Raw genomic sequence first — 19835 nt, forward strand, 5'->3', positions numbered from 1 at the left:
CCACAACGCCTTCTCCTCCAACTTCGACGCCACCCAAACCCGCGTAAGTGGTCGTCTGGTGAAGGTTATGGCCTGGTACGACAACGAGTGGGGTTTCAGCAACCGTATGCTGGACAACGCCGTTGCGCTGATGAACGCCAAGTAAGACGTTCTCACACAGGAAAAGGCCCTTCGGGGCCTTTTTTGTTGCCTGTGTTCCGCGGCTGTTGTGGTAGTTCAGGCGCTCGCTGCATGTTGCCAATGCTCACTACTTACTACTTACTACTTACTACTTACTACTTACTGCTTGTTGCTCAATCCTTACTACTGCAGACGTTGGCCTGAGTCGGGAACTACCCAACTCAAGCACCTCACCAGCCTCGTTTGGTCGAGCACCATCGTCAGCGAAGCCGCTGCTATATACACGCAATATAGAACCCAAAGCTGGTATCAGTCGCCCTATCCTGCTTCCTCATTCAGCTTTTATCCCGGATGGCCACGCCTAGATAGCGAACAAGTTAATATAGCTCAGCGTCTGTTGGCTATTTGCTGCTTTGATTATGCTCCGGCCATACAGACAATGCTCTCCTAAGCACCGAATCCAGAGCCATATCACAAGCTCACGCCACTGCGTTATGTCTGCTTTATTCATTAAGCAAGTACCGATTGATTGTGAACGTCATCGTAAGTAGATGCCCATAAAAAAGCCCCGCAGGTGCGGGGCTTTTTACGAATCGACTGCTTAAGCCATGAAGGCGCCAGCTTAGTTCAGGCCGGCCAGCGCTTCTTTACACAGGCTGGTGATCCTGTCCCAGTCACCGGCGTCCATTGCGTCCGTTGGGGCAATCCAGCTGCCACCGATGCAATCTACGTTCTTCAGTGCCAGGTAGTCCTTGTAGCTTGAAGGCGTGATGCCGCCGGTTGGGCAGAAGCGGATATCCGCCAAGGGGCCCTGGAAGGCTTTCAGTGCATTAACGCCGCCGGAAGCTTCCGCTGGGAAGAACTTGAAGTGACGATAGCCAATGGCCATACCCGCCATGACTTCAGAGATACTCGCCACACCGGGGATAAGTGGCACTTTGCCCTGAATGGCGGTTTTAAGCAGCTCTGGGTAGGCCCCCGGCGTGATGATGAACTGGGCACCGGCATTCACTGCCTGCTCAAGCTGTTCTTCATTTAAAATGGTACCGGCACCGACCAAAGCCTCTGGGACTTCTTTGGCAATTTTAGAAATGGCCTCTAGAGCACATTCGGTGCGCAGTGTTACCTCAAGTACGCTGATACCACCGGCGACCAATGCCTTTGCCAAGGGCACGGCATGTTCGAGCTTGTTGATCACCATGACGGGAACAATCGGGCTGCGCTTAAAAATATCCTGTGGTTGCAAAGACCAGTTATTCTCAGACATCTGTCGTTTCCTTCATGGATTAATAGTGTTCATCAATGGTGTCAGTGCAACGTGCACCGGTTTCCGGGCTGCTGAGATTTTGTCTCAGGGCGCCAAACAGTTCGCGACCCATACCGAAGCGGGACTTTTGAAGATCCACGGTTTCAGCGACACGGGCGCTCAGTTCAGTTTCAGACACCAGCAGCGACAACTCACCTTTGATGGCATCGATTCGGATAAGGTCGCCATTTTGCACCTTGGCAATCAAGCCACCGTCCAGCGCTTCCGGCGTCAGGTGGATAGCGGCAGGCACTTTACCTGAGGCACCGGACATACGACCGTCGGTCATCAGTGCGACTTTAAAGCCTCTGTCCTGAAGGGTGCCAAGGATTGGCGTGAGTTTGTGCAGTTCTGGCATGCCGTTGGCTTTCGGGCCCTGGCCTTTTACCACTACAACACAGTCTCTATCGAGCTCACCCGCTTTAAACAGCGCATCGAGCTTGTTCTGATCGTCAATCACCACCGCTGGTGCTTCAACGATGCGGTGTTTTTCCTGCACCGCCGACACCTTGATAACCGCGCGGCCAAGGTTACCTTTCATCAGCTTAAGGCCACCGTTGCTTTGGAACGGCTCACCCACAGGGCGCAGTACTTCGCCGTCCAGAGTTTCGGCAGGGCCGTCAACCCAGGTCAGCTCGCCATCCAGCAGCTTGGGCTCCTGGGTGTAGCGGCGCAGACCAAAGCCAGCCACAGTGTTCACATCTTCGTGCACTAAACCTGCGTCCAGCAGTTCCTTCATCAGGAACGCCATACCGCCAGCAGCGTGGAAGTGGTTGATGTCCGCATGACCGTTGGGGTAAACACGGGCAAGCAGCGGCACCGCATCGGACAACTCGGAGAAATCATCCCAGTTGATGATGATACCCGCAGCACGGGCAGCGGCCACAATGTGCATGGTCAGGTTGGTGGAACCGCCGGTGGCCAGCAGCGCCACAATGCCGTTCACAATGGATTTCTCGCTGACGATTTCACCTATGGGCGAATACTGCAGCCCTTGCTCGGTCAGGCGGCATACCTGTTTGGCCGCCATCTTGCTCAAGGCTTCACGCAGCGGATCGTCAGGGTTGACGAAGGATGAACCTGGCAGTTGCAGACCCATTACTTCCAGCACCAATTGGTTTGAGTTGGCGGTACCGTAGAAAGTACAGGTACCGGCGCTGTGATAGGAACTGGCTTCAGCTTCCAGCAGTGCGGCACGGTCGACCTTACCTTCGGCAAACTTCTGGCGAATGCGAGCCTTTTCTTTGTTGGGGATGCCAGAACGCATTGGGCCAGCCGGTACAAACAGCATCGGCAGATGACCAAAGCTCAGGGCACCAATCAACAGGCCGGGAACAATCTTGTCGCACACACCCAGCAGCAAGGCACCATCGAACATGTTGTGTGACAAACCAACGGCGGTGGCCATGGCTATCACTTCACGGGACAGCAGAGACAGCTCCATGCCGGGTTGGCCCTGGGTCACCCCGTCGCACATGGCTGGCACGCCGCCAGCTACCTGCGCCACACTGCCTACCTCATTACAGGCCGCTTTTAGCAGACTTGGGTAATGCTCGTAAGGCTGATGCGCCGACAGCATGTCGTTAAATGCGGTCACAATGCCGATATTGGCCTTGTTAAGTTGGCGCAGTGACTGTTTATCATCGGCACCGCACGCGGCAAAACCGTGGGCAAGGTTGCCACAGCTGAGGCTGGATCTGTGTACTGTCTGACTGCGGGCTTCGCCGATGGCGGCCAGATAAGCACTGCGGCTTTCTTTACTGCGTTCGATGATCCTGTCGGTCACCGACTTAACTACGGGGTGCATACATTGCCTCCTTAGGCGCTCCAATACACGTCCACGGGCGCTTTGTGCTGCCCGAGAACCACACGGATTGGCATCGCTTTGACATCATCGCTTTCCAACGCCTGACGATAGACGCTGAGCTTTTGTTCGCCCACCAGATGCAAATAGATCTGGCGACTGTTCAGAATGGCCTGTTTGGTCAGGGTGATACGCTCGTGGGGCGCTGTGGTTGGCGTCACCGCCTCACACAGATTGCTGCTGTCGAGCGCCCTTCCAAGCTCTTTTGAGCAAGGGAACCAGGAACAGGTGTGACCATCGTTACCCATGCCAAGTACGACCGCATCAAACGGACGTGGCACATTGGCAAGCTGCTCTGAGGTCATGGCAGCGCCTTCTTCGGCGCTGGTGAACATATTCTTAAGGCCACGGAATTTGGCAGAGGCTGCACGGTGCTGCAGCAGATTCTCACGCACCAAACGCTCGTTGGAATCCTTGTGGTCGTTGTCCACCCAGCGCTCATCCGCCAGGGTCACAAACACTTCGTTCCAATCGATGGCCTTTTTCGACAGGGCCTGGAACAGTTTAAGCGGCGTAGAGCCACCACTGACCACCAGGCTCGCCTTACCACGGGCATCCACCGCTTCCTGCAGCTGACGGGCAATACGCTCGGCCAGCTGAGTTTCCAAAGATTCGGTGTTGTCGAATGATTTAAATACGGTTTCTTTAAGCACCCTCGCCTCCTTACTCATCCCAGGAGCGGCCATCTTTGGTGATGAGCGCCACAGAGGCTACCGGGCCCCAGGTACCGGCCGGATAGGCCTTGGGTCTTTCGTTGCTGTTTTCCCATGCCTGGATGATGCCATCTACCCAGGTCCACGCCTGCTCTACTTCATCGCGGCGCACAAACAGCGCCTGATTGCCAAGCATGGCTTCCAGAAGCAGACGCTCGTAGGCATCGGCGATACGCTCGTTCTTGAAAGTATCGGAGAAGCTCAGGTCAAGTTTGGTGGTTTGAAGACGGGTTTTCTGCTCAAGCCCCGGAACCTTATTCATCATCTGGATTTCCACACCTTCGTGAGGCTGCAGACGAATGGTCAGCTTGTTGGGCGGCAGATTACGGTAGTTGGAGCGATATAGGTTGTGCGGTGGGTTTTTAAAGTACACCACAATTTCTGAGCTCTTGAACGGCATGCGCTTGCCGCTTCGCAGGTAAAACGGCACACCGGCCCAGCGCCAGTTGTCGATATCAACCCGCAGCGCTACAAAGGTCTCGGTGTTGGAGTCCACATTAGCGCCCTCTTCTTCCAGGTAACCTGGCACAGGGCTGCCTTTCAGGAACCCGGCCGAGTATTGGCCGCGCACCGTGTTTTCGTTGACGTTATCCATATTGATCGGGCGCAGTGATTTGAGCACTTTAACCTTTTCATCACGGATAGAGTCGGCATCCAGGTTTACCGGCGGGTCCATGGCAACCAGGGTCAACACCTGTAACAGGTGGTTCTGGATCATGTCGCGCATCTGACCGGCTTTATCAAAGTAACCCCAGCGGCCTTCGATACCCACTTCTTCGGCCACGGTGATTTGCACATGATCAATGGTGCGGTTATCCCACTTGGAGGCAAAAAGCGAGTTGGCAAAACGCAGTGCAATCAGGTTTTGAACGGTTTCTTTACCCAGGTAGTGGTCGATGCGGTACACCTGGTTTTCGTTAAAGAACTCAGAAACCTGATTGTTGATGACTTTGGACGAATCCAGATCGGAGCCAATCGGCTTTTCGAGAACAACGCGGGTATCGGGGAAAATCAGATTCTGTTCGTGAAGGCAACGGCAGATGTCACCGAAAATGGCGGGAGGGGTCGCGAAGTAGTTCACCATCACCCGCTTTTCCGGCTCCAGCAGCTGGTGGAACGCGCTGTAACCTTCTGACTCGGTGAAGTTGGTGCCCACATAATGACAACGCTCAATGAATCGTGCCAGGGTGGTATCACACAGGGATTCTTTGACAAAAGTAGTCAGTGCGATCTTCACCAACTCTTTAAATTCTTCTGTAGACAGTTGGTCTTTGGCAACACCGATGATTTTGGTGTCGTTATGAAGCAACTTTGCTTTATCCAGTTGATAAAGAGATGGAAGCAATTTACGTCTTGCCAAATCTCCCTTAGTACCAAAAAGGACAAAATCGCAGGCCTTAGCCCCGGTAGTTGTGTTGCCCATTGCTGCAAGCTCTCCTTTGTCATCGGCTTCACCGTATGCTGAACGGTTGAAAGCTCTTTTGTTGTAATATAACAACAGAAACTGATAAATGCATCCATAATTTGATAAATACGAAATGCGCTCATGCTAGTCAGTCAAAGCCGGTATCTGTTATTATTTTTGTGCTTAAATTACTGTTGGCTGTAGAAAGTTGGCGCGGAACTGCCGTAAAAACTGTAAGCGGCAAACCACTTTGTGATCCAAGCAGCAAAATGAAACGCTCTGATCAGAAAAAATAAAAAATAATACCTTCATTAATAGCGGACGTACGCGTATGAATACCCTAGAAAAGGTCCAGAAAAGCCTTAACCAATTCAGTAAGTCAGAACGCAAAGTGGCGGAAGTTATCCTTGCCTCTCCACAGACAGCCATTCATTCCAGTATTGCAACACTGGCTAAAATGGCCGATGTCAGTGAACCTACCGTCAATCGTTTTTGTCGTCGTCTCGATACCAAAGGCTTTCCTGATTTTAAGTTACATCTGGCGCAAAGTCTTGCCAATGGCACCCCTTACGTAAGCCGCCACGTGGAAGAAGATGACTCCCCAGAGTCTTACACGACAAAAATATTCGAATCTTCAATGGCTTCTCTTGATACTGCCCGTCAAAGTCTCGATATGCAGGCCATCAATAAAGCCGTAGACATTCTGACTCAGGCTAAGACCATATCTTTCTTTGGCCTGGGCGCGTCTGCCGCCGTGGCCCATGATGCCCAAAACAAGTTCTTCCGTTTTAACGTACCGGTAATCTGTTTCGATGATGTATTGATGCAGCGTATGAGTTGCATCAACAGCAACGAAGGGGATGTGGTGGTTCTTATTTCCCATACCGGCCGAACCAAGTCACTGATAGACATCGCCAGATTGGCACGTGAAAACGGTGCTGCGGTCATTGCAATAACAGCCAGAAACTCCCCGTTGTCACTGGAATGCACTCTCGCTGTGACAATGGAGGTGCCTGAAGATACAGACATGTATCTGCCAATGGCATCCAGGCTGGCGCAATTGGTCGTTATCGATGTACTTGCAACTGGATTTACCTTGCGTCGTGGTCCAAGATTCAGAGACAGTCTGAAGCGTGTAAAAGAGGCTTTGAAAGAATCCAGGATCAATAAAGATCCCGACCTGTAACTGGATTCCATCATAGCTTTGGTGGTCAGAAACTGCTCTGGCCGCCATTGCACCGCCAAAAGTTGGCGGTTTCTCACAAAAATAAAAGCTTGAGATAGATCATTTTGTTTGTAACTTTCCTACATAATGCGCCAATGTCTGTTAATATAGTCTTCAGATTAACTTGAAACTTAACGGAGTAACTCATGTTCCGCAGAACCAAAATCGTTACTACCCTCGGCCCTGCCACAGACCGTGACGATAACCTCCGCCGCATCATTGCGGCCGGTGCTAACGTAGTAAGACTCAACTTCTCCCACGGTTCCCCCGAAGATCATCTTGAGCGTGCCACCCGCGTACGCAACATCGCCAAAGAACTCGGTGTTCACGTTGCCATTCTCGGTGACTTACAAGGCCCTAAAATCCGCGTTTCCACTTTTAAAGACAACCGCAAGGTGCAACTGGCACTGGGTCAGGAATTTGTCCTGGACGCAGAGCTTGCCAAAGGTGAAGGTGATGAAACTCAGGTTGGCATCGACTACAAAGAACTGCCTGACGACGTTGTAGTTGGCGATATCCTGATGCTCGATGATGGCCGCGTGCAATTGAAGGTTGAGCGTGTTGAAGGTCGCAAAGTATTCACCACTGTTACCGTTGCTGGCCCTTTGTCTAACAATAAGGGCATCAACAAAAAAGGCGGTGGTTTGTCTGCAGCGGCGCTGACCGACAAAGACAAAGCAGACATCATCACTGCTGCCCGTATTAAGGTTGATTATCTGGCGGTATCTTTCCCACGCACTGGTGCTGACCTTAACTACGCTCGTGATTTGGCCAAAGCCGCTGGCTCCAATGCGCTTATTGTGGCCAAGGTTGAGCGTGCTGAAGCCGTTGCTACTGACGAAGCCATGGATGATGTGATTCTGGCCTCTGACGCCGTGATGGTTGCCCGTGGTGACCTGGGTGTTGAAATCGGTGACGCGGCTCTGGTAGCCGTGCAGAAGAAACTCATCAGCCGCTCTCGTCAACTGAACCGCGTTGTGATCACCGCGACTCAGATGATGGAATCTATGATCACCAGTCCAATGCCAACCCGCGCCGAAGTGATGGACGTGGCCAACGCTGTGCTGGACGGTACTGATGCTGTGATGCTGTCTGCCGAGACTGCCGCGGGTGATTTCCCTGAAGAAACTGTACGTGCCATGTCAAACGTGTGTCTGGGCGCCGAAGCACATCCAAGTGTGAAAGTGTCCAAGCACCGCATGGATGAACGTTTCAGTTCAGTGGAAGAAACCATTGCTTTATCAACCATGTACGCTGCTAACCACCTTGATGGCGTTAAGGCCATCATCGCGCTGACTGAATCGGGTGCCACAGCCCAACTGATGAGCCGTATCAGTTCATCACTGCCAATCATCGCTCTGTCACGCCACGAAACTACGCTGGCAAAAATGGCGTTGTACCGCGGAGTTCAGCCGGTTTACTTCGACTCTACCTCATTCCGTGCAGATGAAGTAGCAGCTCAGGCGCTGGAAGCTGTTCGCGCGGCCGGTTACCTGACTTCAGGCGACATGGTACTGATGACCAAGGGCGATGCCATGGAAACCATAGGCGGAACCAACACCTGTAAGGTACTGATCCTGCCGTAAGTTATGGTGAACAAGCTAATAAAAGGTACGCATGGCGTACCTTTTTTTTACCTTGGCTTACCCCTTTAAACGTAAACTGGGTTGCCAATCGAGATCACTAATTAACTTTTACAGAGCAGACATGAAAGCTTCGCCTCTAAATTTAGCGGCCGCAGTTTATCATTTCCTGGCTAAATACTGATTTATCAACTGCGTCAGCTTGGCGTGGAACTTTTCCTCAAACTCATCGATTTCCAGGGAAAACATTTCCAAATAACGATCTGTTTGTTCTTTCGTTAGCTGTTTGTTCCCGAGGAAATAGCTCATTTCAGGCAAAGCTTTGTCAATTCTTGGTACTAATTTCCAATGACAAACCTCCGGAGCCAATCCCTGAATGGACTTTTCGGCCAGCATGCAGAACTGCTCTACATGCTGTAAACCATCCGGGCCAAGACAACCGGGCTCTAATCTGTGGAGGATCAGCAACATGATGGGCTTATCGTTTTCAGCCATTTACTTACTCCAACGCACTTATACTAATATGCAGTATAGGCGTTAAGCGAGATTTAGCTGATATCCTGACGGGTTCAGTAGAATTGGGTAAACACTCAGAGCTGGTAATTCATTTTTCTATTTGTGAGATGAAGTCACATCTGATTTCTTAGGAACAGAAAGTCTGAGTCTATTTGACTGTTGGCAGCCTTGTGAGCCAGAGCCTCAATTTTGATCCATTTGGTCCCGGCCACAAAAAACTGACCTAATCTTCGGCAAAGGCCGCGATTAAACGCTCTCGCTCCACCAGATTGGTATTGGGTCTGCGGTTGCGGCCCAGCAACGACGATTCGACAAATAAATCAAACCAAGTCGATAATCGCCGGGCATTGCCCTCCTCGCCCATGGCACCAATGGCCATGGCGGCAACTTCGGCGGTACCAAATTGAAACTCTCTGGTTCCTTTTCTTAGCGCGTATTTGGCGATGGTGCCGGCGTCAAAGGATAAAATCGGCAATCCTGCGAGGTACGGGCTCTTGCGAAACATCTTGATAGCTTCCCGCCAGCGACCATCCAGCATGATAAACAGGGGCCGTTTGCAATTAAGCTCATGGTTTGTAACCTCGCCTATCACCCGTTGCCCTTCACCTGCGTATTCACCCGGAAACACCACAAACGGTTGAAATCTGTCGTCGTTAAGCAGCGCCAGCACGTCGTTATTGACTTCTGTGCGACTCCACAAAAACGCCCAGGTGTCCGGCACCAGGTCGGCAATCAGTCGACCACTGTTGGTGGGTTTAAGTACTTCATCGTCGTACATCAGCAACATAAAGGCGGCTTTGGTATCCAGTTGTGAACGAAATTCACAGGTGCAATACTGCAGGCCCAGTAGGCACAGCTCACAACGCTTGAGATTTTTACCTCTGGCACCAAATGGTTTGGTCGAAAGCGATTTACGATACTCATAGAGTTTATGGACCGCGTGGGGAGGTAAAGTTGCTGTCATTTATCGCAGTTCCTGATAACACCAAACCTGATATGAATGTCCCGTGTGCGTTTAAGGCGCTCTAGGGCGCGCCATGATACGTCAAGACCTGCCGTAACACCAGAAAGCATGAGGTAACAAGGATGAAAGCGTATCTGCACCCTGGTGTTAAGCAACTCATCAGACAATCAAGTGCAGGAGTAGTACCACGCTGAAAAAAAATGCCGGCAATAGCCGGCGTTTTGAATGTACTGATACTAGAGGATCCGTTTCAGAAAAATGTCTGCCTTAAGGCGGCGAATACGGTTCATAATCTTCTTAACCGGTACCGGATAGTGATGCAGGGTATCTACCTGACTGTAGTGGTACAGCCGCAGGCTATGCTCAAGAATATGAGCCTGTTCAGCGGCAAAACCTTCAACCCAAGCACCGGTTTCGTCCTGCACTAACAAACCGTTTTCCAAATCCAGCGCCCAGGCACGGGGATTAAGGTTTGAACCTGTGATGAGATGGCGGCGGGCATCGGCACTGATCCCCTTCAGGTGGAAACTGTTGTTGTCGTGCTTCCACAGGTGAATATTGAGCAGCCCCTCATCGATCGCCCACTGCTGGCGCTTGGCAAACTTGCGCAGCGACTGCTCGTAAAGGTATGGCAAGGCGCCAATGGTGTTAAATTCACGCTCAGGCGGAATGTAAAAGTCATTGGCTGTCTTGTCGCCTACCACTATGTCAATCTTCACGCCCTGGCGCAGCTTTTTCACCAATGCACGCACCAGCACCCTTGGCGGATTGAAATAGGGTGTACAAATGAATAGCTCTTTTTGCGCACTTTCCACCAGGGACACCACAGCTTTGTTCAGCGCATTGTGCTTATTGCCAAGACCAACCAGCGGTGTTACCCGATTACCCAGTTTGACGCCGTTAAATTCGTAATGGGCTTCGCCAAGACGTTGCTTAAAGGTACGGATATCCATTTTTTCCGGCAGCACTTCATCACTGGCGGCCTGAGTGAGCGAGCTTACTGCCGGATCCTGCACTAGATAGCGCTCAATCATATCGCGCATACTGCGGGCAAGTTCCGTGTTTTCAATGAGATGATAGCGATCGAAGCGGTATCTGTCGGCTTGATGCAGGTATACATTGTTAAGGCTGGCGCCGCTGTAGATCACTGCATCATCAATGATGAAACCTTTAAGGTGCAATACACCCAAAAACTCTTTGGCCTTGACCGGCACACCGAGAATATCAAACGCAGCGGGGTTGTTTTCCATCACCCTTCTGTACATCAGGTAGTTACCGCTGTCGCCTTTATGACCAATTAAGCCGCGACGGGCACGGTGAAAGTCCACCAGAACCTTGATTTCCAACTCTGGTCTGGCAGCCTTGGCAGCAACCAGTGCAGCCATAACTTCTCTGCCCGCCTCATCGTCTTCGAGGTACAGAGCAGCAAGGTAAATTGACCGGGTTGCAGAGGCAATCCGCTGCAACAGACAGGCTTTGAATTCGCTGGGTGTCAACAGCCACTGAAGCTGATGAGATTGAAGGGCTATGCCTTGCAACTTTTCAATCAAGGTGTCCTCCTTAGAAATGCCGGCCATCGCGGTAATATCCCCGCTTATCCAGCGCAATGAAAACAATGGCTATTCCCTGCTGGGTATAGGCCATCAGCTGTTCACGAATGCAAGATTCCATGGCGTCCTGCGTTGCTTCATTCCGTTGAAACCAAAGCACCTCCGCCATCACTGTGGGGCGGCAGGCTTTTCCCTGTTGGAAAAACTGACTGGGGATCCACTCGGTGGTATAGGCCGATTCATCGGTCTGGGTGAGCCTGGAAAGCGCCGCCGGCAGTGTTTCGCTCAGACGGGCAACCTCTGCTTGCTCAAGCCCTCGGATACGAAGATGGGGCATAAAACCGGGGTTCCTTGTTCGATTAAGGGCTAGAAATTACCGATAACGCCGGACTTGGGCAAGCTCTTTTGTACCCGTAACCGGCTAATCTCGTGAATTTTGTCCCTTTTTTGTACGTTTATGCATCAAGTGCATACTTTAACGACCAAATCAGGTGTTTGATACGGCCATTTGTTATAGTGGCCTGAAATTCACGCCAGACGCAGAATGGGGCAGCGCAAATGACTTCAAACAAAGGTATTTTACTGACATTGATGGTGGCGCTAGTGGCCGGTGCGGCGCTGTTTCATTTTAAAGGCACCTTGGGGATCCTGGTGCTGCCACTCTTTATTGCGCTGGTGCTGTTTGTTACCTTAAAGCTCTATCGGCTGATGGAAAAAGACGATCCTGGCGAGCCAGACGACAGATAATCGTGTCCCTATGCCAATTGGCCCCGGTCTGCGGTATTGTCTACGTTGGCAGTGGTAACGAGAGCGAAAAATATTTCTACCTCCACATGCCGAAACATCTTTAAGGCAGGCGCACAAATAAGGATTGCCCGTGCATATGGAACTGTTCACCTCAAATGTCGGCCTTTTCAGACAATTAGCAACCTCTTTAAGAAAAAGAAAATTAAGGCAAACACCCAGATTGGTAGGCGCCCTTGCCATAGGTGGTTACAGCGCCCTGTTTGTGCCAGAGCCCGTAGCTGCGGCACATACGGTAGCAGAACCTGCAGTTGCCAAATCGCCTGGTTTCAGCGCACAACAAACTTCAGTCATAACTACGACAGAGATTACATCAGCTCAAATCCATAACTTCCGGCCGTTGCCAAATGAGGATGTATTACCAGACTGGTACCTGGCGATCAAACCAAAACACTCTACATTGGGGGTGATTGCCTGGGATCTGACCCACGAGCAATTGCTGGTAAGCGACAATGCCCAGCGGGGCATGTTGCCTGCCAGTGTGCAGAAATTGCTGCTGGCCACTGCTGCCAGCCATCGACTGGGCAATGAATTTCAATTCAAAACCCGGCTTTATGCCAAGGGGATGTCGCCAGCCACTGATGGCAAGGCAAACAGCAAAGGCAAGGTGGATTCCCTTTACCTTGAGTTCAGTGGCGACCCAAGCTTTACTCAGGCACAGTTGAATGAGTTGTTGGCACCACTGAAGGGGCTTGGCATCGCCAGCATAGGCTCACTGACGCTGGTTGGCGCCAAAGAATCGAGTACCAAGGCCCGCGGCTGGGTGTGGGATGACCTGGGGGTTTGCTACGCTGCGCCTGTGTCTGAGTTCGTTATCGATAGAAATTGTATCAGGGCATACCTGATACCGGCAAAGGATGGCAAATCCAGCCATGTGCGCTTGCCCAAATCCGGCGCGGCCAGCATAGATAATGCCTTAACCCTCGATATAGGTGCATCCCCCGACGCCTGCCGTCCAGAGCTTGAAGTCACGGGCAACAATCGCTATCGACTTTATGGCTGCTGGCATTCACCAAACAGCTTGCCGCTGTCCATCGCGGTAACCGAGCCCAATGCCTGGGCCCAAAGTAAAGTCACTGCCGCCATAGACAAACTCGGGATCAGCATAGGAAGTATCAGTTTTGCCAATGAGCTGACAAGCGGAACCCATCTTCTAAGTGAGCACAGCTCCTTGCCGCTGCCGGCGCTTATTACCGAGATGCTCAAAGAGTCTGACAATCTGATAGCAGATGCCTTGTTTAAGACGCTGGGTAAGCTTTCTGGCAGCGACGCAGACTTTATTGGCTCAAGCCAGGCGATGGAGGCGAGCCTTGCCGAGCTTGGGCTTGAGCTTACCCACAGTCGGCTATTGGATGGCTCAGGGCTGTCCCGCTACAATCTGCTGAGCGCCTATACCCTGTTTAACACCCTCGAGCTTATCCACGACAGGCCTGAGCTCAAAAGCCTGATTGAAGCCCTGCCGATTGCTGGCAAAGATGGCACCCTGACCTATCGACGCGGTTTTGGCGCTGCGCCATTGAAAGACAGGGTATTTGCCAAAACCGGCTCCATGCAGGGCGTTGCCAATCTGGCAGGCTTTGCCACAAGCAACGGCAGCGAGATTGCCTTTGTGGTGATTGAAAACGGCTTGGTGGAAAAAGCGGAAGCCAAAAAACGGGAACCGGGCTTCAGCGCCGTGTTTCTCAAAGCCCTGCTATCACGGTGAAATAGAACGTTTGGGTGCTGAGATCAGATGATGCCGCGCTAAGATATAACGGCCCTTTTGACATAAATGCTTGGCCGTTAACGCCAACAACAATAAAGCCGCCCGGGGGCGGCTTTTCGTTATCAGATATCAGAGCCAATCGTCATTGATGTCCATTACTGCATCATCGCCACTTCGCGCACAGGCCAGCAGCGCCTGATAACGTGGCATAACCTTGGCAAAGTAAAAGTCGCAATAAGCGGCTTTGGGCTTGGCAAGCTCGCTGCCAACCTCAGTGGCAACTTTCGTCATCCACAGATGGTAGAAGCCGTACAGTAAGTAACCGAAGGCATCGAGCATTTCAACGGCCAGGCTGTTAATCAGGCTTGGTTTGGCAAGCTTGTGCTCGTTAATCCACTCGGCAACCTCGATAAAGTCAGCAAAACCACGGCGAAGCGCTGCGGCCTGCTCGCTGCCGTCTGCTTCAATCAGTGCCAACTGCTCGGCGATAAACTCTTTTACGGTTACCAGATTATCACCGGCCACTTTGCGGCCGAGAAAGTCAATCGCCTGAATGCCATTGGTACCTTCATAAATCTGCGCAATACGGGTGTCACGTACCAGTTGCTCTATCCCGGTCTCACGAATATAGCCATGGCCGCCAAACACTTGCTGCGCCATGATGGTGATATCCAGGCCACGATCGGTTAAAAAGGCTTTGGCAACAGGAGTAAGTAGCCCTACGTAACGCGCGGCCTTGGCTTTCACCGCCTCTTCATCGGCGAACTTGGCCAAATCGAGTTGCTTGCCCGTGTGTACGGCAAGGGCGCGGCCAGCATCCGTTAGGGTACGGGTGGTAAGCAGCATCCGGCGCACATCGCCATGAACCACAATGGGATCTGAACTGTTGCTGCTGCCGGGCGCGTTGCCCTGCATCCGCTCTTTGGCGTAGTCGGACGCCATTTGAACCGCAGCCTGCGCACTACCAAGCCCCTGAATACCAATGGCAAGGCGCTCGTAATTCATCATGGTGAACATACAGGCAAGGCCCTTGTTTTCACGGCCAATCAGCCAGCCACGGGCGCTGTCGAAATTCATCACACAGGTGGCAGAGCCCTTAAGACCCATCTTGTGCTCAATACTGCCTACGGTGACGCCGTTGGCCTCGCCCACCTCACCGCTGCCAGTCACGGCATACTTGGGTACCAAAAACAGTGACAGGCTGTTTGAGCCGGCAATTTTTGCCAGCACCAGATGCACAACGTTTTCGGTAAGATCCTGGTCGCCACCGGTAATAAAGATTTTACTGCCACTGATAAGGAAACTGCCGTCGTCCTGAGGCTCGGCGCGGGTGCGGATATGGCGAAGGTCGGAGCCAGCCTGTGGTTCCGTCATGTCCATGGCCCCTGCCCACTCGCCGCTGTAAAGCTTTGGCAAATAGGTGGCTTTGAGATCTTCAGTGCCGTGGGCGTTGATGGCAAGCGCAGCGCCTGCGGTCAGTGAACCATAAAGGTTAAGCGCATTACAGGCGCTGTAGCCCATTTCATCCACCAGAACGCCGAGCATCTTGGGCATGCCCATACCGCCATACTGCGGGTCACCACAAAGACCAATCCAGCCACCTTCAACAAAGGCATCGTAGGCTGCTTTGTAACCCGCCGGCGTTGTTACCTTGCCGGAATCGAAGGCCACGCCTTCTTCGTCACCTGGTCGGTTAATGGGATGCACCAGGTCGCGGTTAAGCTTGGAAGCCTCATCCAGAATTGCTTGGGCTGTGTCCAAATCGACCATGCCTTCCAGGCTCGGCAAAGATTGCCAGGTCGCGTCGGCATCAAACAGGTGTTCCAGCAGGAAACGCATTTCACTGAGGGGCGCTTGGTAGGGATTCATGGCTATTCTCAAACAGTGGATTAAAACAGTTGTTTCAATTTAGCGAATAAACAAAGGAAACTCAATCCATTCGCTAAGCATAGCCATAAAAAAGCCCCGGTCTGTTAACCGGGGCTCGTTTTGTGGATGCAATCACCACATCAGATCGTCAGGGATCACATAGTCAGCGTAGGGATCCTCTTCCTCAAGTACCTGCGCCTGTTTGTCGTCTGCCTGCCACAGATAGCCACACCATTCTGGTACCAGCAGATTGACCCGCTCGGCCAGCTTGTGTGGCACCAGATAGCTGGTGTCTTCGTGACGAACAATCCCCAGATGGCCACCAAGCAACTGGCTCTGGATTTTATCGTTGATATATACGCTGTGGATTTTGCTGCCAATGGTGTAGTTGAACTTCACATCGGCATACTCAGGCAGGCCGATGGCAAGGCGCTTAATCTCACTGATAAGACTGCGCACCTGCCCCTTGGCTTCAGCTTCCTTAAAGCGCTTTTCATTGAGCGCTTTATCCTGGGCCGCCTGGGACGCCTTTTGCTCGGCAATACTTTGCTTGAGCGCCGCTGAGCCGTCATCGACATTGCTCTTGCGGTCCCGGCGCTTTTTGGTCTTCACATCTTTAATTTTTTGTTTGCTGGTCAGCCCAGCCTTAAGTAGCTGATCTTGTAATGCGTTTGCCATGGGTGTTTTCCAAATTTGTCACTGTAAATTCTGTTTAACGGCCGCCCTGCTTTGCCATCAGTTGCCCAAGCTCTGTCATCGCCATGCTGGCACCGCCAAGGGACCAGCCACCATCCACCGGCAGCACCACGCCATTGATATAGCTGGCATAGTCAGACGCCAAAAACAAAGCACAGTTGGCGATATCGGTAACCTGGCCATTGCGACCAAGAGGGACGCTTTGCGCCACCCTGGCTTTAAGTGCATCCGAAGGTGCCAAACGGTCGAAGCCTTCAGTACCCTCGATCGGACCGGGTACAATGGAGTTAATACGAATGCCTTCGGGTGACCACTCCATCGCCAGGGTGCGGGTCAGCATGTCGACGCCGGCCTTGGCGGCGCACACATGGGCCTGCATCGGCATAGGCACATAGGCCTGGGGCGCCGAAATCTGCAGCACCACACCGGGGCGCGACAACAGCGGATAACAGGCTTTTAGCACCTGAAAGCTGCCGAGCAAATCTATATCCATCACCGACTTAAAGCCATTGGCACTCATCCCGGCTGCGGGCGCCGGGAAATTTCCGGCAGCGCCACTGATGAGCACATCAATGCTGCCAAGCCCCTGATGCAAACCGGTAATGCCGGCAAGCACAGCTTCATTGTCGCGTACATCAAAACTGGCACCAAGCGGGATGGCATTAGGATTATCTTCGCCAAGCAGTTTAAGCGCGGCATCGATTTTATCCTGGCTGCGACTGGCAACCGCGACCCGTCCACGGGCGCGGGCAAAGGCGCGGGCAATACCTAAGTTAATTCCGCTGGTACCGCCAACCACCAAAATGTTTTTCCCGTTAAAGTCGAACATCTTATCTCCTTGTCAGCGCTGGAATTGCTTTCTTGCGGGTGGTTTAGATCCCACGAATAGACTGATGAATGTCAGTCAGAGCCTTAAGCGGATCGGCTGCCTTGGTAATGGGGCGACCAATCACCAGGTAGTCGGAGCCTGCCTGTAGTGCGCGGGTCGGGGTCATGACTCTGTGCTGATCGCCAACCTCACTGCCCTCGGGGCGAATACCCGGGGTGATGAGTTTAAAATCCTGACCGCAGAGGTCTTTAAGCATAGTGGCTTCCTGTGCTGAGCACACCACACCATCGAGGCCGGCATTATGGGTGAGTTTGGCAAGACGCTTCACATGCTCGGCGGCGCCAACATCAATCCCCAGAAGCTTAAGATCTTCATCGCTCATGGACGTGAGCACAGTAACAGCAATCAGCAACGGCGCATTGTCGCCATAGGGCAAAAGTGCTTTACGCGCAGCTTCCATCATGGCAAAACCGCCGGAGGCGTGCACATTTACCATCCACACCCCCAGCTCAGCTGCGGCGGCAACGGCTTTGGCAACAGTGTTGGGAATGTCGTGGAACTTAAGGTCCAGGAACAAATCAAAGCCGCGGTTTTGAACGTCTTTAACCAGCTCTGGCCCAAACAGGGTGAACATTTCCTTGCCGACCTTAAGGCGGCACATGGCCGGATCGAGTTTATCTACCAACTGCAACGCCGAATATTTGTTGTCAAAATCAAGGGCAACCAGAATGGGCTTGTCTCTCATGGGATCTCCGATGCAGTGGGATTAAGGTTATTCGCCATCCAGTCCTTTCACTCTGGCAATGCTGCCCCAGGACTTACAGGACGGGCAATGCCAGTAAAGTGCATGTGACGGAAAGCCACAGGACTTGCAACGATAGGCGGGACGGAATTTTATTTGTTGTTCTACCAATTGTTCAAGCAAAGAAAGGCTCTCTTTTGCCTGCCCTTCTTCGGCCTGACGTAAATGCAGCTTCATCAGCTCAGAAAAGCCCTTCATGGTGGGCTGGCGATAAAGGGTATCCAGCAGCATTTTTTCAGCCATTTTGATTTGACCACGGCTGACCATCTCTTCAGCGAGCGCGACCACCACCGAGGCGCCACCGCCATCGGCCAAGGCCTGAGCAAGCAATTCGCGATAGCCTTCACTGTTGTCAAGGCGAGCGTAGAGTTCACGGGCAAGCTTTATACCGTCAGCAAACAGCAACACATCTGCCTTCGCCAGTCGGGCAATGGCATCTGCAGCATCGTGCAGATGATTGGCATCCAAAAACAATTTGGCCAGAGTCAGCAAGGCGCGGCCACAGTTGGGGTCTTGCTTAAGCGCCTGAGTCAGCAGTTTTTGCCGCTGTTCCGGATCATTGGTTTCATCGGCGAGCTGGCAATAGAAATGGGCAATGGTGGGCTTTAACTGTTGCTGACGCTTTTTGTCCAGCCGCTTGGTGATATCTATGGCTTTTTGCCATTCTTTTATTATCTGATAAATGCTAATCAGCTGATTTTCTGCTTCTTCGCTGTGATCTTCTTCTTTGATTAGCGCAAGGAAGATCTCTTCGGCTCTGTCATAAAAGCCAGCAGCCATATAATCCTTGCCCAGCTCCATCATGGCGTTATCGCGCTGCTCAGTGGTCAGGCTTGGACGGGCTATCAGATTTTGATGAATACGGATGGAGCGATCGACCTCGCCGCGTTTACGAAACAAGGCACCGAGGGACATGTGGGTGTCGATGGTTTCATCGTCTACGTCCAACATACTGATGAAGAGATCAACCGCCTTATCAGACTCGTTGGAAAGGAGATAGTTAAGTCCGGTGAAATAATCACGACTCAATTTTTTTCGTTGATGATGCTGGTTCTGGCGTAAACTGCGACGCCCCATGTACCACCCATATCCGGCGGCAATGGGCAACAGCAGAAACAGGATTTCCAGCATATCAGGACTTCACTTCGTCCGCCTCGACCAGAACCTTGCTGTCATTATCGGAGCTCGCCTGTAGCTTGTGCAGTTTGCGGTTGGTACGGGAGAGCGCGTACTTGAGTTTGCCGATATGATAGATGGCAAAACACCAGCACAGCAGGAATCCGGCGAAGAAAACAATGGCAAGTACCACCGGCAGGCGGAAGTCACCCTGGGCAACAAAATAGTTAATGGTGACCAGTTGCTCGTTGCGTGAGCCGAGCAGCAGTGCCAGGACAAACAACAAAGCGATGACCAAGGCTATAAAAAATCCCTTCACGTCTCACTCCTTTACCCATGTCAATGGGCTGATTATCCAAGAATTTCGACTAACTGACCAGTGTATTGATACGGGAAAAACAAAAAAGCCCCCTTACGGAGGCTTTTTAATCAACATCTATCAGGCGGCGTTGACAGCATCAACACGCTCGCGCAGTTCTTTGCCAGGCTTAAAGTGCGGTACGTACTTGCCTTCCAACTCGACTGAACTACCAGTCTTTGGATTACGGCCAACACGCGGTGCACGGTAGTGAAGTGAGAAACTGCCAAAGCCGCGGATCTCGATACGCTCACCGCTTTCCAGCGTGGTGGCCATCTGTTCCAACATTTCTTTGACCGCACTCTCTACTTCTTTCGCCGACAGTTGCGACTGCCTTGTGGCGAGTTTTTCGATCAGTTCGGATTTAGTCATCCTAGCTACCCCTATTATCAAGCCAAACACAGCCGCGA

The 19835-nt window shown here is 52.1% G+C and carries 19 protein-coding genes and 1 pseudogene; 5 read left to right on the top strand and 15 right to left on the bottom strand.

Annotated features, from left to right (window positions below):
* Positions 1–145 (top strand): annotated as a pseudogene (locus ABYK60_RS09535) (erythrose-4-phosphate dehydrogenase); the annotation flags it as partial.
* Between the two features lie 597 nt (positions 146–742).
* Here ABYK60_RS09535 and ABYK60_RS09540 read toward each other — a convergent pair.
* Genes ABYK60_RS09540 through zwf form a run of 4 tightly spaced genes read right to left on the bottom strand, consistent with a single transcriptional unit; the run spans position 743 to position 5426 of the window.
* On the bottom strand, positions 743–1387 hold the full coding sequence (locus tag ABYK60_RS09540; RefSeq protein ID WP_372871784.1) for a bifunctional 4-hydroxy-2-oxoglutarate aldolase/2-dehydro-3-deoxy-phosphogluconate aldolase: 645 nt from the start codon (positions 1385–1387) through the stop codon (positions 743–745).
* Positions 1388–1406: 19 nt separating this feature from the next.
* Complete coding sequence (edd, locus tag ABYK60_RS09545) at positions 1407–3233, bottom strand: phosphogluconate dehydratase (protein ID WP_372871785.1); 1827 nt, start codon at positions 3231–3233, stop codon at positions 1407–1409.
* Positions 3234–3244: 11 nt separating this feature from the next.
* A complete protein-coding gene (pgl, locus tag ABYK60_RS09550) occupies positions 3245–3943 on the bottom strand; it encodes a 6-phosphogluconolactonase (RefSeq protein WP_372871786.1) in 699 nt (232 codons plus the stop codon).
* A gap of 10 nt (positions 3944–3953) precedes the next feature.
* On the bottom strand, positions 3954–5426 hold the full coding sequence (gene zwf / locus ABYK60_RS09555) for a glucose-6-phosphate dehydrogenase (protein WP_372871787.1): 1473 nt from the start codon (positions 5424–5426) through the stop codon (positions 3954–3956).
* 313 nt (positions 5427–5739) lie between these two features.
* On the opposite strand from zwf, the gene ABYK60_RS09560 reads away from it, so the two are divergent.
* Positions 5740–6594, top strand: coding sequence for a MurR/RpiR family transcriptional regulator (locus ABYK60_RS09560; protein ID WP_372871788.1), 855 nt, complete (start codon positions 5740–5742; stop codon positions 6592–6594).
* Positions 6595–6779: 185 nt separating this feature from the next.
* On the top strand, positions 6780–8219 hold the full coding sequence (gene pyk, locus ABYK60_RS09565) for a pyruvate kinase (RefSeq protein ID WP_372871789.1): 1440 nt from the start codon (positions 6780–6782) through the stop codon (positions 8217–8219).
* A 159-nt stretch (positions 8220–8378) separates the two neighbouring features.
* On the opposite strand, the gene ABYK60_RS09570 is transcribed toward pyk, so the two are convergent.
* From ABYK60_RS09570 to ABYK60_RS09585, 4 genes are all read right to left on the bottom strand, one after another.
* Complete coding sequence (locus ABYK60_RS09570; protein WP_372871790.1) at positions 8379–8711, bottom strand: hypothetical protein; 333 nt, start codon at positions 8709–8711, stop codon at positions 8379–8381.
* Positions 8712–8955: 244 nt separating this feature from the next.
* The gene (locus tag ABYK60_RS09575; RefSeq protein ID WP_372871791.1) at positions 8956–9696 is read right to left on the bottom strand and encodes a tRNA-uridine aminocarboxypropyltransferase; all 741 of its coding nucleotides are present in this window, start codon (positions 9694–9696) and stop codon (positions 8956–8958) included.
* A 236-nt stretch (positions 9697–9932) separates the two neighbouring features.
* Complete coding sequence (pssA, locus tag ABYK60_RS09580) at positions 9933–11246, bottom strand: CDP-diacylglycerol--serine O-phosphatidyltransferase (RefSeq protein ID WP_372871792.1); 1314 nt, start codon at positions 11244–11246, stop codon at positions 9933–9935.
* A gap of 10 nt (positions 11247–11256) precedes the next feature.
* Positions 11257–11583: a DUF1904 domain-containing protein gene (locus ABYK60_RS09585; RefSeq protein ID WP_372871793.1), complete on the bottom strand. Its 327-nt coding sequence runs from the start codon at positions 11581–11583 to the stop codon at positions 11257–11259.
* A 221-nt stretch (positions 11584–11804) separates the two neighbouring features.
* On the opposite strand from ABYK60_RS09585, the gene ABYK60_RS09590 reads away from it, so the two are divergent.
* On the top strand, positions 11805–11993 hold the full coding sequence (locus ABYK60_RS09590; protein ID WP_372871794.1) for a hypothetical protein: 189 nt from the start codon (positions 11805–11807) through the stop codon (positions 11991–11993).
* Positions 11994–12213: 220 nt separating this feature from the next.
* Positions 12214–13755, top strand: coding sequence for a D-alanyl-D-alanine carboxypeptidase/D-alanyl-D-alanine-endopeptidase (gene dacB, locus ABYK60_RS09595; RefSeq protein WP_372871795.1), 1542 nt, complete (start codon positions 12214–12216; stop codon positions 13753–13755).
* Between the two features lie 129 nt (positions 13756–13884).
* Here the strand turns inward: dacB and ABYK60_RS09600 are convergent, their stop codons facing one another.
* The 7 genes from ABYK60_RS09600 to ihfB all read right to left on the bottom strand — a co-directional run bounded on the left by ABYK60_RS09600 (position 13885) and on the right by ihfB (position 19797).
* Complete coding sequence (locus tag ABYK60_RS09600; RefSeq protein WP_372871796.1) at positions 13885–15624, bottom strand: acyl-CoA dehydrogenase; 1740 nt, start codon at positions 15622–15624, stop codon at positions 13885–13887.
* A gap of 132 nt (positions 15625–15756) precedes the next feature.
* Positions 15757–16302, bottom strand: coding sequence for a DUF2058 domain-containing protein (locus tag ABYK60_RS09605; protein ID WP_372871797.1), 546 nt, complete (start codon positions 16300–16302; stop codon positions 15757–15759).
* A gap of 34 nt (positions 16303–16336) precedes the next feature.
* Entirely contained in the window at positions 16337–17149 is an 813-nt protein-coding gene (locus ABYK60_RS09610; RefSeq protein ID WP_372871798.1) for an SDR family oxidoreductase, read from the bottom strand.
* Between the two features lie 43 nt (positions 17150–17192).
* Positions 17193–17894: an orotidine-5'-phosphate decarboxylase gene (pyrF, locus tag ABYK60_RS09615; RefSeq protein ID WP_372871799.1), complete on the bottom strand. Its 702-nt coding sequence runs from the start codon at positions 17892–17894 to the stop codon at positions 17193–17195.
* A 27-nt stretch (positions 17895–17921) separates the two neighbouring features.
* On the bottom strand, positions 17922–19082 hold the full coding sequence (lapB, locus tag ABYK60_RS09620) for a lipopolysaccharide assembly protein LapB (protein ID WP_372871800.1): 1161 nt from the start codon (positions 19080–19082) through the stop codon (positions 17922–17924).
* Position 19083: 1 nt separating this feature from the next.
* Positions 19084–19386, bottom strand: a complete 303-nt coding sequence (locus ABYK60_RS09625; RefSeq protein ID WP_372871801.1) for a LapA family protein — start codon at positions 19384–19386, stop codon at positions 19084–19086.
* 120 nt (positions 19387–19506) lie between these two features.
* Complete coding sequence (gene ihfB, locus ABYK60_RS09630) at positions 19507–19797, bottom strand: integration host factor subunit beta (RefSeq protein ID WP_372871802.1); 291 nt, start codon at positions 19795–19797, stop codon at positions 19507–19509.
* Positions 19798–19835: the final 38 nt, after the last annotated feature.

The organism is Shewanella sp., from assembly GCF_041630135.1.
Lineage (GTDB): Bacteria > Pseudomonadota > Gammaproteobacteria > Enterobacterales > Shewanellaceae > Shewanella.